The following is a 12,548-nucleotide window of genomic DNA, read 5'->3' on the forward strand; positions in this document are numbered from 1 at the left end:
CCAAGGTCGGTAAGGAGGAGATCGTCGGTCTATGGAAAGCTCTGGAACTCTACTTGAAAAGAGATCATCAGGCCGATTGGGAACGTTGGGAGCGGCAGCTTCAGGTGATCGCCCAGGCTTTTCATGAAATTCCCGGAATCACAACGAGACCATTCGTTCCGGTCATCTCCAGCCAGGTTCCTCATTTGGCTGTTGAATGGGATGACCGAATTCTCAAGTTCAGCAAGGAGCATTTCCTGGAGGCGCTCCGGCGGGGCGAACCACGAATTGAGGTCTCTCCCGTCCCCACCGAGGGAAACCGCCTGGAGTTGAGTTCATGGATGCTGGAGCCGGGCGAGGAAGTAGTGGTTGCCCGTCGCTGCAAGGAAGTGATCGAGGATTTGGCCGGCCGGCCGCCCGTGCCCGACGAGGGGTCGGATCATGCCGGGTGAAACAGAGGACTCTAACGAACCTCGGAGACTTGGGGGGGGCACCGGCTCAACTGCGGGCTTCGGCTTGGTCGAAGGGACGCCGCGTTTGCCTCGCCGACTCCCCCCTTGAGGGGGAGTCGCAGAAGCCGAGCCGCAGGCGAAGGCTGATGCGGAGGGGGCATACGCGACGCCGCAAACCTGCGGCTTCCTGACTTTCGGCGTTTGTTTCAGGTAAGGGTCGGCTGCCGCGGGTGTCGCTCAAATTAAAGGACACTAACGTCGCGGCGCCTGGTACTTTTTCAGGTACCGAACCTGGTATTGGGGTTGATTCACCGCCACCCGAATCTTTCTGAATTTACCGTCTCTTTTGGGATGAGTGGAAAGGTACTCCAGCACGAATCGATTCTTGAGCTGGTAGGGCAGCATCTCCAGAGGGTCGGCGGCCTCTTCTTCAGTTTCCACGAAATACACCGATCCACCGGAATGGCCGGCATAGACCTTGAGGGCTGAGCCCTTGACGTTCAGAATCTTGACCCTTGTCCTGAAACTGACGGCTCCCTCTATTCCCAGCGCGTAGACGGGATGACGGTGTCGCGCGATGTGGTCCAGCGTCGCGGGGCCGGCGATGTCCCGCCCTGCCGAGATGAACAGGACGGCGCGATTGGTATTGCTGGCGGCACGCAGCTTGATCAGGGCCAAATCCAGAGCTTGGCCCATGTGCGGTCTACCGCCGGTTGACAGGTTTTCGACGGGTTCCTCCAGATAATCTTCCGGAGCCATGTAATCGAGAAGCTCGTGGGATTCGCCACTGAAAGCGTTGACAAACAGTTCGTCCGGGCTTTCCAGCTTGGTCGCCAAGCGTTTCAGCAGCTTCAATGCCAGGCGAATCCCCACCCCCTCCATGCTCTTGCTCACGTCGACGAGCACGCCGAGCGAGACCGGGACGTTTCTCTCGAAACGGACCCGGGTCACCCGTTGCGGCTTCTTTTTCTCGAAGACTTCGAAGTCGGCGGCCTGGAGATTTTCGACCGGATTCCCGTTCCGGTCAGTTACCGCCACGTGGAGAGATACAGGCAGGGGCCTGTGGCCGGAACGAGCCGGCCCTTTGAAGAGCCCGTCGGGGAGCAGCAGCAGGCTGCACAGTAGAACTCCCTTGATCGGAAGTCGGATCCGACTTCCGTTTCGGGAACGATTCCCGATCCGGTTGAGTTCAGGATTTTCCGGCATTCAAGCCTTGTCGCTAGCGTTTTTTCTTGCGGTTGACCGCAGCTTTCAGGTCAGCCCCGGGGGAGAACCTGGCGACCTTCTTGGCTTCGATCTTGATGGAGCTGCCTGTCTGGGGATTTCGACCGGTTCTGGCTTTCCGAGTGCCTGTTGAAAAAGTCCCAAAGCCGACCAAGGTCACCCGTTCACCTCTTCTGAGCGCGCTCTGGATTCCCGCCAAGGCTGAATTGATGGCGGCGTCGGCCTGCGTCTTGTTGATTTTGGCATCCTTGGCGATTTTCTCAATAAGATCGGCTTTATTCACGTCGTTCCCTCCTTGTTGGCCCGATTTGGTGCGGAAAGCTGGCCTGGCCCCCGCATCTCTCACCGAGTCGCTGGGTATTTACGTTAATAATGAGGTTGTCTTCGGCGTTCCGTGCCGCCTGGCTTCGAGCTTGTGCCGCCCGAAAGGAGCCCGACGGGCTCGATATGTTTCTTTCCCTTGGCGGTGCACATCCTCCCTAAAACGTAGCCGGCGTTACGTTTGTCGATCGAGACCGCGCGCTGAAGGGAAACATTCTGCGCCATTCTCTGCACTTGCCTCTCGAGTGCAGTCCCCGGTGCGAAATGCGGGCTGAATTGCGAGCTTTATATATTTCTGAGTCAAGCCTTGTCAAGGTCTATTCCGGGCGCTGGTTAGCCAAGGGTGATGGCTCTCAATAACCGGATGATCGCGGCTTATTCAGGCCCACCGGGGGCATCGACATCAACGGTTCTGAGACAGCACACTAGTCGCTGGAGCGGGCGTCCCGGGTCTCGGCCAGCACGCCGTCCACCACGTGGTAACCGCTGGAGTGGAAGATATCGGCGGTGCACACTACCGACACCTTTCGAGTTTCGCCTCTCAGGTATGGCTGCTCCTCGCCGAATTCGGGGTTTCCGGGCTCGACCGGCCAGACGATACGTCCATTGAAGTGCACCACGACCTCCAGACGTGCGCCGCAGGCTTTGCAGACGAACGTACCTGGACTCCCCGGGCGCAGATTTCGCTGGAAGCCGCTGGAATTGGACCCCGACATGACTGGTAGCTCCAAATCAGACAGTTCCAAGCCGCGAGGACACCGGCGAACGGATCCTGCCTGGGACAGACACCCATTGTATCAGTCAAGGTATGCCTGAAATCGACATCCCTGTCCGGATTGCCCGTGAACACTGCGGTCTCAAGTGGATTTTGGCTTGACGGCAGACCGGATCTTACTTTCCAATGGTTGCCATGAAAGTGCGAATCCTCCTGTTTGCGCGGCTGAGGGACCTGCTCGGTACGGATTGCGTCGAATTGGACAGCCCGGATATCGAGTCGGTCGGCGATGCCTATCGAATCCTGCGTGCCCGACACCCCGAACTGGAAGCCTTCAGTCGCAGCCTGCTGGTGGCCGTGAATCAGGAGTTTGCGGACTGGAACACACCTGTTGTGGAGGGGGATGAGTTGGCCCTGTTTCCACCCGTCAGTGGTGGCCAGACACCACCGAATGCCGACTATCCCGTCGACGCGGACGGAGATATTTACCGGATCGTCCGGGAAAGGATTCAAACCCGGGGACTGGTATCTCAGCTCACCCGCGACCAGGATGGGGCCGCCGTCACCTTCTTCGGGATTGTCCGCAACAACACCCGCGGGCGCAAGACCACTCATTTGTATTACGAGGCCTATGAGCCCATGGCGCTTCGCAAGATGCGCGAGATCGGCGAGTTCCTCAGGCAACGCTGGCAGATCGGACAGGTGGGCATGGTCCATCGGTTGGGACGCTTGGAGATCGGCGAAGTGAGTGTCGCCATTGTCGTTACTTCACCGCATCGTGGGGTCGCCTTCGAGTCCTGCCGGTATGCCATCGACCGGCTGAAGCAGACGGTCCCCATCTGGAAGAAGGAGTTCTTCGAAGACGGCGAAGTCTGGGTGGAAGGCGAATGTCGTCCGGCCGAGGCTGATCCGGCGCCTTCCTAGCTTATTTCGGAGACAGGACGCCAGTTACAACCCGGCCACCTGGCGATTCATCTGAGGTTTGAGGAAACGCCAGGTCGTCGAACCATGCCCGCCACGATTCCCTCTTGTAGTTCGAGACTCACACCCATTCTGTATTGGACTGCACTCTGCCTGTTGATTCCGGGTGCGGTACCTGTGCCTTCCCAGGAATCCTCGAATGACGATTATAAACTCGTTGTAGACGTTGACCTGGTCACGGTGCTGGCCTCGGTGACAACGGCTGAGGGCGCTTTGGCCGCGGGGCTGAGCCGAAATGACTTTCACCTCTTCGAAAACGGAAATCCTCAGGAGATCGCTCTCTTCGCCAGGGAGTCCGACCGGGCCCTGAGGCTTCAACTGCTGTTCGACAGCTCTCTGAGCATCACGACCGCGCTGGGGTCTCAACAGGAAGCGGCCATTGACTTTTTGCGGGTGGTGGTGAAACCCAGGGATCGGGTATCGGTCCTGCAGGTGTCTGAAAACGTGGTTGAGTTGGTGCGGGACACCTCCCGTCCCAAGGCCATGGCCAAGGCACTGCGCTCCATCCGTCCGCGAGGTGGAACTTCACTGTACGACGCTGTTTATCTGGCCTCGCAAGCGCTTTCGTTGTCTCGAGGGCGCAGGGTAATCTTGATTATCTCGGACGGTACGGATACGACCAGCAAGGTTTCAATGGAACAGTGCCTCCGACAGGTGCTTGCGTCCGAAGCCGTTGTCTATGTTTTGCTGGTACAGCCCATCAAGAGCGAAGCCGGACGGAATCTGGCAGGTGAGCGCAGTATGATCTACCTCACTCGGAAAACTGGAGGAAGGACCTACTTGGTCGCATCTCCCGATGCCTTGCGGGAGTCCTTTACGCGGATCGGAGAGGAGCTGCGGACGCAATACCTCCTGGGCTACTACCCCAGGCACGACCGGGAACCGGAAGAGTTCCGCAGGATCAGAATCAAGGTGGACCTGGCCGGAGCCCAAGTGAGAGCGCGAAGCGGCTACTATGCAACAGCCGAGCCGTCCCCTCCCGCCTCCGCCCGATAGTCACCGTCTCCAGACAAATAACGTTTTGTCAACGCCCGGTATTGCGGTTATAGTACTCGGGCGATTCGACAAGAGAACCCTGGAGTTTGCCTCCGACAGCAGCACCTTCGAGCCCCAATTCGGTGATCCGGGTATTCCCGTGAACGAATAGAGGACCGCACGTTGCCAAGTCATGTCCAGACGGGCAAAGTTGCCGTAACCCATCCTCCCCACAAGGTCAGTGTGGATGTCAGTCGAGCCTACCTGCGGCGATGGCTGGAGGAGCGCGGCAAGAGCGACCAAACGATCGCCAAGCTGGAGTCCGTACTGGACAAGACCCAGATCGAGTCCCGTTACATCCTGCTTCCGCCCGACGAGGTCCTCCAGACCAGAGATTTTCATACCACCAACACCCAATATGTCGAGGCCTCCATCAAGCTGGGAACCGAGGCCGTTCAGCAGACCCTGGAGCTGAACCGGATCCATCCTTCCGATGTCGACATGTTCATCAGCGTGTCCTGCACCGGTTTTGTGATTCCCGGCGTCGACGCCCACATTATGAATACGTTGGGAATCGATGCCTCTCGCATGATTCTTACCGAGCATGGCTGTGCCGGCGGTGCGGTCGGACTGATGCGGGCCTGGGAATATTGTCGTGCCTATCCGGAACGAACGGTGGTCCTGCTGGCCCACGAGTTTTGCTCCCAGACCTTTCTGCTCAATGACTTGAGCATGACCAATATCGTGTGCTCGACTCTGTTTGGCGATGGCGTGGCCGCCACCGTCATTTCCGGCAAGCTCAACAGCCCCGAACCACTCCCGGCCATGCAGCGCTGCACCACCCGGTTCTTCCCCGGCACCCTGGATTACATGGGCTTTGAACTCCGCAACGAGGGATTGCGGATCATTCTGTCCCCGGAAATTCCTCCCTTCATCAAGAAGCGGATCAAGCCGACCCTGGAGGGTTTCCTGCAGGAGTGCCAGCTCTCCGCCGAATCTCTGAGCCACTTCGTCATGCATCCCGGCAGCGTGCGAATCGTGGAGATCATCGCCAATCAATTGGGCTTGAGCCGCGAGGACATCGAGCCCACGCTCAAGGTGCTGTTCAACAAGGGAAACATGAGCAGCGTCACCGTTCTGGCCGTAATGCAGGAGATCCAGAACCGTTCGGCTCCTCAAGTGGGGGACCTGGGTCTTATGGTTGCCTTCGGTCCGGGGTTTGTGGCCGAGATGGCCCTGTTTGAATGGCTCAACGGCCGGCCCGACTGATTTTCCTCTCCCGGATTCGATCCCCGCTCTATCCTCAAAAACAGCAGCCACTGCGGCAAGCTTGCGGGTCCCAACCCGCTGTTACTGGTGTCCAAAACACCAGAGCTTTTTGCAAAATTCGCAACGGGGCAGGAAATTTTGCGGGCAAACGTGATGCTCTGCCTTTTTCAATATCGGGTCCGCCCTGGTGAGCAATGCTGTCTAACCACAAAAGGCACAAAACGAATTTCTTGATTTCGTTCTGCTCTTTTTGTGTTTTTGTGCCTTTTGTGGTCATTCCCGAAAAGGGTCCCCCTGCCGGATTTTGTAAACGCCACACCACTCAATTTTTTTCTGAAACCGGACGATGTCGAGCGGTCGTTTAGTGATTCGAGCCTCGGAGTGACGAATCCATTCAGCGGTGTTTTCTGATTCGCGGAGGGATGCCCATGCAAGATTCGGTGTTGCGTGACCAACTGGTCCAACTCCTGGAGGGAGGGCAGGCTCACGTAACCGTCGAAAAAACGCTGTCGGGTATCGAGGGCCGGCTGCGAAACGTGAGACCTCACCCGAGCCTGCACTCGGTTTGGGAAGAACTGGTGCACATGAAAATCGCCCAGGAGGACATTCTTCGCTACACCCTGGATGGATCCTGGCAGTCTCCGGAATGGCCCTCCGGATATTGGCCGAATCCCGGGAGCAATCCGACCGAAGCCCTGTGGGCCCAAACGATTTCCGCTTTCAATGCGGATTTGAAGGAGTCGACGGCCCTGGTAAGAGACACGACTCTGGACCTGACCGCCAGGATCCCTCACGGCCAGGGGCGCACCTACCTGCGTCAGATCCTGCTGATTGCAGACCACAACGCCTACCACCTCGGGCAAATTGTCCAGGTGAGAAAATGGCTGTCCAACTGGCCGGACTGAAGGGTGGTCGCTGTCGCCCCTCTGCACCGAGCCGTGGGGTTGTGCCGGCGGCGCGTTTGGCGAACCCGGTTTCGGAAGCAGCCCGGTACTGCCGGACCCGAGGCAAGCCGTTGCGGCAATGGAATCCCCGCGCTATCTGCCGCATAATGTCTCTATCCGAAGATCTCGAGTGGTCGATCGAGTGAGCAAGTCATGAGAGCCCGATCCCTGTTTCTACCTTTGGTTGTTTGTCTGTTGGTTGGCCTGACTGCCGCGAGGGGACAATTCCGAGGTCAGTTTCCGAGAAGTTCCGATCAAGACCGGGAGGAGCGCGAACCGGGAGTGATTCGGGGAACGGTCTTGGCTGTTGACGGCGAAAGTCCGCTGGCCAAGGCGACGGTGTCGCTCCGGAAGTCGGGTAGCCGCCGAGGTGCCGGGGAGTTGACCGCTCGCTCCAATGATCGTGGCCAATACGAATTCAGAGACCTCCAGGCCGGCAAATATCTGCTGAGCGTGACGCGGAACGGCTTTCTCCCCCAGAATTACGGCCAGAAGAGAGTCCAGACATTCAGAGGGCAGCAGGGTGGCACTCCCCTGACCCTGAGGGACGGGCAGGTGTTGAGCGGGATCGACTTCAATCTGATTCGGGGGGGCGTAGTGGAGGGACGGGTGGCGGATCAGGACTACGAACCTCTTTCGAGAGTCATTGTAACCTTGAGTGGCTACCAGACCGTTCAAGGCGAGCGTGCGTTGACCCCGGTGAGCCGAGCCCAGACCGATGACCGGGGTCAGTTTCGCCTCTTCGACATTCCGCCGGGAAGCTATTTCCTGAGCGCGATGCAGGGCGGTGGCGTTCCCTTTTCCCGCCGGAGGGGAAGGCGGGGGCAGTCCTTTCCTCCAACCTACTATCCTGGAGTCCCGAGTCCCGAGCAGGCGACCAAAATTGAGGTGAGCGCGGGTGGCGAAGTGGGGGGCTTTCATCTCACCCTGATCGAAGGCTACACCTACAGTGTGAGCGGGCGGGTGCTGGCGTCGGACGGAAGCTTGGCTCAGTCGGTTCGGATCATGACGGTCAACCGGTCCGCCCCCGGTCAGTTGTCCCTGAGAGGAGGTGCGGACACGGACCTTCAGGGAACATTCAGGGTGGGCGGTCTGCTGCCGGGCAAGTATCGTCTGATCGCCGGCCGCAGGGGACGCGGACAGGAACCGCAGATTGCCAGCGCGTCTGTGGAAGTGATCGACCGGGACATCCAGGGGTTGACACTGGCCTTGGGGTCGGGTGCCTCCATCACCGGCAGGATTGTTTCGGAGAACGAGGATCCCACCTTGAATTGGCGCCGTGTTTCAGTGGTCATCAGGCCCACTGAAGGCGGCCGCAGGGGATTCGGGTTCGGTGGTGGTGGGGGACGCCCGATTGAGGAGGACTTCAGCTTCAGGATTGCAAACCTTCCCGGAGGACTGTATCGCTTGTCTGTCAACCTTCCGCCCGGCAATCACTACGTCGAGTCCATCCGCGCCCAGGGACAGGACATTATCGACCGACTGATAGAGATGAACGACCATGACCAGTTGGCGGGTGTGGAGGTCCGGGTGTCCCCCAACGGATCTCGAATCAGCGGCGTGGTGCAAAGCGAGGAGGATGGGAAAGCGGTCGATGGAGCCACCGTCCTGGTCTTTGCCGCCGATCCTCAACAGAGAGGAAGCTTTTCGCGCTTTACCAGGACGACTCAAACCGACCAGACCGGAAGATATTCTCTGGAGGGCCTGCCGCCTGCCGAATACCTGGTGTGCGCCCTGGTCGAACATGAACCCGGGCGCGAAAGCGAGCCGGAATACCTGAATGGCCTGGAAGGGGATTCGACCACGATCGACCTTTCCGCAGGCGAGATGTCCAGCAATAACCTGGTGGCGCTGCAGGCGCCCGCCACCAACTGAAGCCGTCCCCTGTGTGTACCCCAACGGAACCTGTTACCGAAAGGATCGAAGATGCCTAAACCGGTTGTCGTCATTCCCGGAGACGATCCTCCCCAATGCGAGGGTTCGCCGCAGTTGGAACGGTTAGGATCCGTGGCAGAGGTGGTTCTCTACCCCGCGCGCCCCGAGTCAAGCGAGGAGAAGATACGGCGGGCCCGGCAGGCCGACGTGCTGATCAACTCCCGCAACTCGGTTAAATGGCCGGCAGATGTCTTGAAGGAATTGCCCCGGCTCAAGATGATCACCGTCTGCGGGATCGGCATCGACGCCATCGATATCGAGGCTGCCAGGACTCAGGAAATCATCGTTTGCAACGTGCCGGGCAAGACCGCGCCCATAGTAGCCGAGCACGCCTTCGGCCTGATGTTTGCGGTCGCCAAGCGGGCCGCGTACCAGACAGCCTCGATTCGTGCGGGTGATTGGGTCCGTGTCGACAGCCTCTTTCTGCAGGGCAAGACGTTGGGAGTGGTGGGGACGGGCAACATCGGAGCCGAGATGGCCCGGTTGGGGCGCCTCCTCGGCATGAGAGTCATCGCCTGGACCTTTCATCCGTCGGCTGAGAGAGCCGCTCAACTGGGCGTCACTTTTGTGGAGCTGGAAGAGTTGCTATGCCGCTCCGACGTGGTCAGCCTCCATCTCAAGCTGACCGAACAGTCCCGGCATCTCATCGGTGAGTCCGAGCTGTCCCGCATGAAGCCGGGAGCGGTCCTGATCAACGTCGGCCGCGGGGCCCTGGTGGATGAGGAAGCCCTGGCGGCAGCCCTGGGGGCGGGGCACCTGGGCGGCGCTGGAGTTGACGTGTTTCAGGTGGAGCCGCTGCCGCCGGGCCACCCCCTGCGTGCCTGCGAGCAGGTGGTTCTGACGCCCCACTGCGCCGATATGACTCCCGAAGGAGTGGAGCTTCTCAACGAGGGCGTGGTGGACAACGTGCTGGCGTTTCTGCAGGGAAATCCCCGAAACGTCATGACCTGAGTCCCCCAATCCGTCGATCCTTGCCACCGAGAGACATGCGTTTCTCCCTGATTCCAATACTGATGGTTTCTTTCTACCTTGGCGCCGGAGCGGTCCTTGCCGGCGATTCCGCTATGGGTGAATGGAAAGGAAAGCTCCGCGGCGACGACGGGGTCGAACGGATCCTGGAGGCTCGAATTGTGGCCGAGGGCGGGGACCGCTATCGGGCTGTGATGAGACTGGACAAGGATGGAGCCTGGAACGCGGGTGAGTCCGCCGGTCGCCGAAAGGGCGAGAGGGTTGAGTTTTCCGGTTCCCTGAATCTGGGGCAGGGTTCCGGCGGTGCGTGTCAACTTCAAGGACAGGTTGACTCTGCGGGGTTCAGGGGCACGTGCGCCGACTCCGGCTCGACAGCCCGGTTCTCCCTGGCGAGGATGGAGCGCCGTCCACCTCGTCTGGGAGCCAAGCCTCCCGACAAGGCGGTTGTCCTTTTCGACGGCACCGGCCTGGAGTCCTGGATGCACCGGGACGGGCAGCCCGCAGGCTGGAAGCTGCGGGAAGACGGCAGCATGGAAGTGACCCGGGGAAACATTGTCACCCGCCGGTCGTTCGGGGATGTTCGCATCCATCTGGAGTTTCGCACTCCGCTGATGCCGGAGGCCCGGGGTCAAGCCCGCGGCAACAGCGGCGTCTATGTCCAGGGACGCTACGAAGTTCAGGTCCTGGACAGCTTCGGCCTGGAGCCGATGGACAACGGTTGCGGAGGCATCTACAGAATTGCCGCTCCGCGTGTCAATGCCTCGCTGCCTCCGCTGCAGTGGCAGACCTACGAGATCATCTTTCGGGCCCCCCGCTTCGATTCAAGCGGCAGCAAGACCGCCAATGCCAAAATCACGGTCCGGCACAACGGCGAAGTGATTCACTTGAACCGGGAGCTTCCCAGGCTCACCCCGGGAGGTGTCAGCAACCAAGAGAGCGAACGCGGACCGCTGCTCCTGCAGGATCACCGCGACTCCGTGCAGTACCGGAACATCTGGGTCCTGCCCCTGGATTGATTCGGAAACGGGGGTTACGGTTGAAAGAGGATCGTGCCGAATCGACTGGGGATGTGGAATGAATCCGCCAGGGGCGGGCTCCAGGCGAGCAGTCGGCGCTGCCGGATCTCCCCGACTCCGTCACACCGAAAGAAGTTGATCCGCCATTCCATGCCGGGCCGGATGCAGTCAACACCCATCGCTCCGGCGGGAATGCTCATCTCGCAGGTCCATTCCTTTTTACCCTCATCGACCCGGGTGGCATGGGCGAAGCCGGAATCCCAGCCGGCGTCCAGCACGGGCTCCCGGTCCAGGTCGATGGCAAGGTCGATCCACTGATTGTTGGGGGCGACTTCAAACTCCCAGTAGCTGTTCATGCTCTGGGGGAAGGGGTTGACGAAAGCCTCCACCACGTCCCGGTCCCACAACAGCCAGCGCTCCGGTCCCGGGTCCTCACCCTGGTAGCAGTGCATCTCGAAGTATTGGCACCGGTAGGCCAGGTAGAGTCTTGAGGGTGTATAGGCCACCGCCACCGCGGTGATTACTCCCGGAATCGTTCTACCCGGCTTTCGGTAGTGGTGCAGGTTCAACCATGGAACCCCGCCCCAGACAGGCTTGGCGAGGTCCGCGTCCGGCTCGAAATCCCCGGGGAGGGGCGGAACAAGGGCCCGATGAGTGCTCAGGTAGGCGGGGTTCGGGCTCATTTCAGAATCTCTTGGTCTGCGGGCTACCCGACCCTGCCGGTCAGGAAAACTCGGCCAGTTTCACCGTGCGGCCTTCAGCTGCCGAGCGGTCGGCCGCAAAAACCACCCGATGAGTCTCGAAGGCCGTCTCGAAATCGGTGAGCGGCATGGGACGCCGCTGGGAGACGCTGTCGGCGAAGGCTTGAAACTGGGGCTGATAGGGATGGTCCACCACATCGCCCGAGTCGATCAGGGCGGTTTCCAGGACACTCCAGCGAGCCTTGGTCATTCCTTTCAGCTTCTGGCTGTAGATGCGGTTGTCGAGCAGGCTGCCTTCGCTCCCCACCAGGTGAATGTGAAAGTAGTAGGGCTGCAGGCAGTCCACGATCGAGGCTACCTTTCCGATCGTGCCGTCGCTGAACTTGAGCAGAGTGACGGTGCTGGTGTCGTACTCGTAGGGCTCGAAAATCGCGTTGCCCGACCTGGTGCCGTAGCTGGTGACCTCCTCGACTCGGGACCCGGTGAAGTAGAGCAGGCCGTCCAGGGCATGACAACCGGCGGTGAGGAGGCTGCTGCCCCCGAAGTCCTTTTTGACGTTCCAGCCGAACTGCCCGTACCAGGGACCGATTCCGTGGTAGTAATCGACTTCCGCGTAGTGAATCTCGCCCAGAAGGCCTTCGTCGATGCAGGAGCGGATCAGGTCGAAGTGCTGGCTATAGCGGCATTCGAAACAGACGCAGGTCTGAACGCCGGCCTGCCGAATTGCAGCCTGCATCTCCAGGGCGTCCTCGAAGGAGAGGCAGAGGGGCTTCTCGATGATGAGGTGCTTGCCGGCCCTGGCGGCGGCGATGGCCTGCCGAGCATGCTGCGGGTGGGGAGTGCAGATGTCAATGGCGTCAATGTCAGGATCTGCCAGCATCTCCTGGTAGCTGGTGAAGGCTCGAAGCGGGGTGCCGTAGTCCCGGCTCAACGCGGCTTCATCGAGCTGCCGCCGCGAGCAGACCGCCGTCACCCGGGCTCCGGAAACTGCTTTGAAGGCATCGATGTGGGCGCCGGCCACCCAGCCCAGACCCACAATGCCCACTCGCACATCGCTCATCTCTTGT

The 12,548-nt window shown here is 60.0% G+C and carries 14 protein-coding genes; 8 read left to right on the top strand and 6 right to left on the bottom strand.

The features are described from left to right. A partial coding sequence (locus OXI69_10485) for a hypothetical protein (protein MDE2666570.1) occupies positions 1 to 431 on the top strand: 431 nt, incomplete at its 5' end. 252 nt (positions 432 to 683) lie between these two features. Here OXI69_10485 and OXI69_10490 read toward each other — a convergent pair. The 3 genes from OXI69_10490 to OXI69_10500 form a co-directional block, all read right to left on the bottom strand. Continuing rightward, positions 684 to 1,637, bottom strand: a complete 954-nt coding sequence (locus OXI69_10490) for a VWA domain-containing protein (GenBank protein MDE2666571.1) — start codon at positions 1,635 to 1,637, stop codon at positions 684 to 686. Between the two features lie 13 nt (positions 1,638 to 1,650). After that, the gene (locus OXI69_10495; GenBank protein ID MDE2666572.1) at positions 1,651 to 1,938 is read right to left on the bottom strand and encodes an HU family DNA-binding protein; all 288 of its coding nucleotides are present in this window, start codon (positions 1,936 to 1,938) and stop codon (positions 1,651 to 1,653) included. 463 nt (positions 1,939 to 2,401) lie between these two features. Then, positions 2,402 to 2,692 carry a hypothetical protein gene (locus OXI69_10500; GenBank protein ID MDE2666573.1) on the bottom strand — a complete coding sequence of 97 codons (291 nt, stop codon included), beginning with the start codon at positions 2,690 to 2,692 and terminating at the stop codon, positions 2,402 to 2,404. Between the two features lie 194 nt (positions 2,693 to 2,886). Between OXI69_10500 and moaD the strand changes: the two genes are divergently transcribed. The 3 genes from moaD (at position 2,887) to OXI69_10515 (ending at position 5,916) form a co-directional block, all read left to right on the top strand. After that, positions 2,887 to 3,615 carry a molybdopterin converting factor subunit 1 gene (gene moaD / locus OXI69_10505; protein MDE2666574.1) on the top strand — a complete coding sequence of 243 codons (729 nt, stop codon included), beginning with the start codon at positions 2,887 to 2,889 and terminating at the stop codon, positions 3,613 to 3,615. Positions 3,616 to 3,699: 84 nt separating this feature from the next. Beyond that, positions 3,700 to 4,668, top strand: a complete 969-nt coding sequence (locus tag OXI69_10510; GenBank protein ID MDE2666575.1) for a VWA domain-containing protein — start codon at positions 3,700 to 3,702, stop codon at positions 4,666 to 4,668. A gap of 162 nt (positions 4,669 to 4,830) precedes the next feature. Beyond that, complete coding sequence (locus OXI69_10515; protein ID MDE2666576.1) at positions 4,831 to 5,916, top strand: type III polyketide synthase; 1,086 nt, start codon at positions 4,831 to 4,833, stop codon at positions 5,914 to 5,916. Positions 5,917 to 5,950: 34 nt separating this feature from the next. Here OXI69_10515 and OXI69_10520 read toward each other — a convergent pair whose 3' ends face one another. Further along, complete coding sequence (locus tag OXI69_10520) at positions 5,951 to 6,193, bottom strand: hypothetical protein (GenBank protein ID MDE2666577.1); 243 nt, start codon at positions 6,191 to 6,193, stop codon at positions 5,951 to 5,953. Between the two features lie 151 nt (positions 6,194 to 6,344). Here OXI69_10520 and OXI69_10525 point away from each other — a divergent pair, with 151 nt between their 5' ends. The 4 genes from OXI69_10525 (at position 6,345) to OXI69_10540 (ending at position 10,780) form a co-directional block, all read left to right on the top strand. Further along, entirely contained in the window at positions 6,345 to 6,821 is a 477-nt protein-coding gene (locus OXI69_10525; protein MDE2666578.1) for a DinB family protein, read from the top strand. 192 nt (positions 6,822 to 7,013) lie between these two features. Beyond that, the gene (locus tag OXI69_10530) at positions 7,014 to 8,735 is read left to right on the top strand and encodes a carboxypeptidase-like regulatory domain-containing protein (GenBank protein MDE2666579.1); all 1,722 of its coding nucleotides are present in this window, start codon (positions 7,014 to 7,016) and stop codon (positions 8,733 to 8,735) included. A 51-nt stretch (positions 8,736 to 8,786) separates the two neighbouring features. Continuing rightward, positions 8,787 to 9,746 carry an NAD(P)-binding domain-containing protein gene (locus OXI69_10535; GenBank protein MDE2666580.1) on the top strand — a complete coding sequence of 320 codons (960 nt, stop codon included), beginning with the start codon at positions 8,787 to 8,789 and terminating at the stop codon, positions 9,744 to 9,746. A 113-nt stretch (positions 9,747 to 9,859) separates the two neighbouring features. Further along, the gene (locus OXI69_10540; protein ID MDE2666581.1) at positions 9,860 to 10,780 is read left to right on the top strand and encodes a DUF1080 domain-containing protein; all 921 of its coding nucleotides are present in this window, start codon (positions 9,860 to 9,862) and stop codon (positions 10,778 to 10,780) included. Between the two features lie 14 nt (positions 10,781 to 10,794). Here OXI69_10540 and OXI69_10545 read toward each other — a convergent pair whose 3' ends face one another. Together OXI69_10545 and OXI69_10550 are read right to left on the bottom strand one after the other, a co-directional pair. Further along, positions 10,795 to 11,463 carry a carbohydrate-binding family 9-like protein gene (locus tag OXI69_10545; GenBank protein ID MDE2666582.1) on the bottom strand — a complete coding sequence of 223 codons (669 nt, stop codon included), beginning with the start codon at positions 11,461 to 11,463 and terminating at the stop codon, positions 10,795 to 10,797. Positions 11,464 to 11,503: 40 nt separating this feature from the next. Further along, a complete protein-coding gene (locus tag OXI69_10550) occupies positions 11,504 to 12,541 on the bottom strand; it encodes a Gfo/Idh/MocA family oxidoreductase (protein ID MDE2666583.1) in 1,038 nt (345 codons plus the stop codon). Positions 12,542 to 12,548: the final 7 nt, after the last annotated feature.

Source organism: Acidobacteriota bacterium (genome assembly GCA_028875575.1).
GTDB lineage: Bacteria > Acidobacteriota > Terriglobia > Versatilivoradales > Versatilivoraceae > Versatilivorator.

Excerpts from the sequence above, each read along its gene's own strand:
- OXI69_10500 (MDE2666573.1), bottom strand. The coding sequence starts at position 2,692 with ATGTCGGGGTCCAATTCCAGCGGCTTCCAGCGAAATCTGCGCCCGGGG.
- OXI69_10550 (MDE2666583.1), bottom strand. The coding sequence starts at position 12,541 with ATGAGCGATGTGCGAGTGGGCATTGTGGGTCTGGGCTGGGTGGCCGGC.
- OXI69_10535 (MDE2666580.1), top strand. The coding sequence starts at position 8,787 with ATGCCTAAACCGGTTGTCGTCATTCCCGGAGACGATCCTCCCCAATGC.
- OXI69_10520 (MDE2666577.1), bottom strand. The coding sequence starts at position 6,193 with ATGACCACAAAAGGCACAAAAACACAAAAAGAGCAGAACGAAATCAAG.
- OXI69_10525 (MDE2666578.1), top strand. The coding sequence starts at position 6,345 with ATGCAAGATTCGGTGTTGCGTGACCAACTGGTCCAACTCCTGGAGGGA.
- OXI69_10510 (MDE2666575.1), top strand. The coding sequence starts at position 3,700 with ATGCCCGCCACGATTCCCTCTTGTAGTTCGAGACTCACACCCATTCTG.
- OXI69_10545 (MDE2666582.1), bottom strand. The coding sequence starts at position 11,463 with ATGAGCCCGAACCCCGCCTACCTGAGCACTCATCGGGCCCTTGTTCCG.
- OXI69_10540 (MDE2666581.1), top strand. The coding sequence starts at position 9,860 with ATGGGTGAATGGAAAGGAAAGCTCCGCGGCGACGACGGGGTCGAACGG.
- OXI69_10530 (MDE2666579.1), top strand. The coding sequence starts at position 7,014 with ATGAGAGCCCGATCCCTGTTTCTACCTTTGGTTGTTTGTCTGTTGGTT.
- moaD (MDE2666574.1), top strand. The coding sequence starts at position 2,887 with ATGAAAGTGCGAATCCTCCTGTTTGCGCGGCTGAGGGACCTGCTCGGT.
- OXI69_10490 (MDE2666571.1), bottom strand. The coding sequence starts at position 1,637 with ATGCCGGAAAATCCTGAACTCAACCGGATCGGGAATCGTTCCCGAAAC.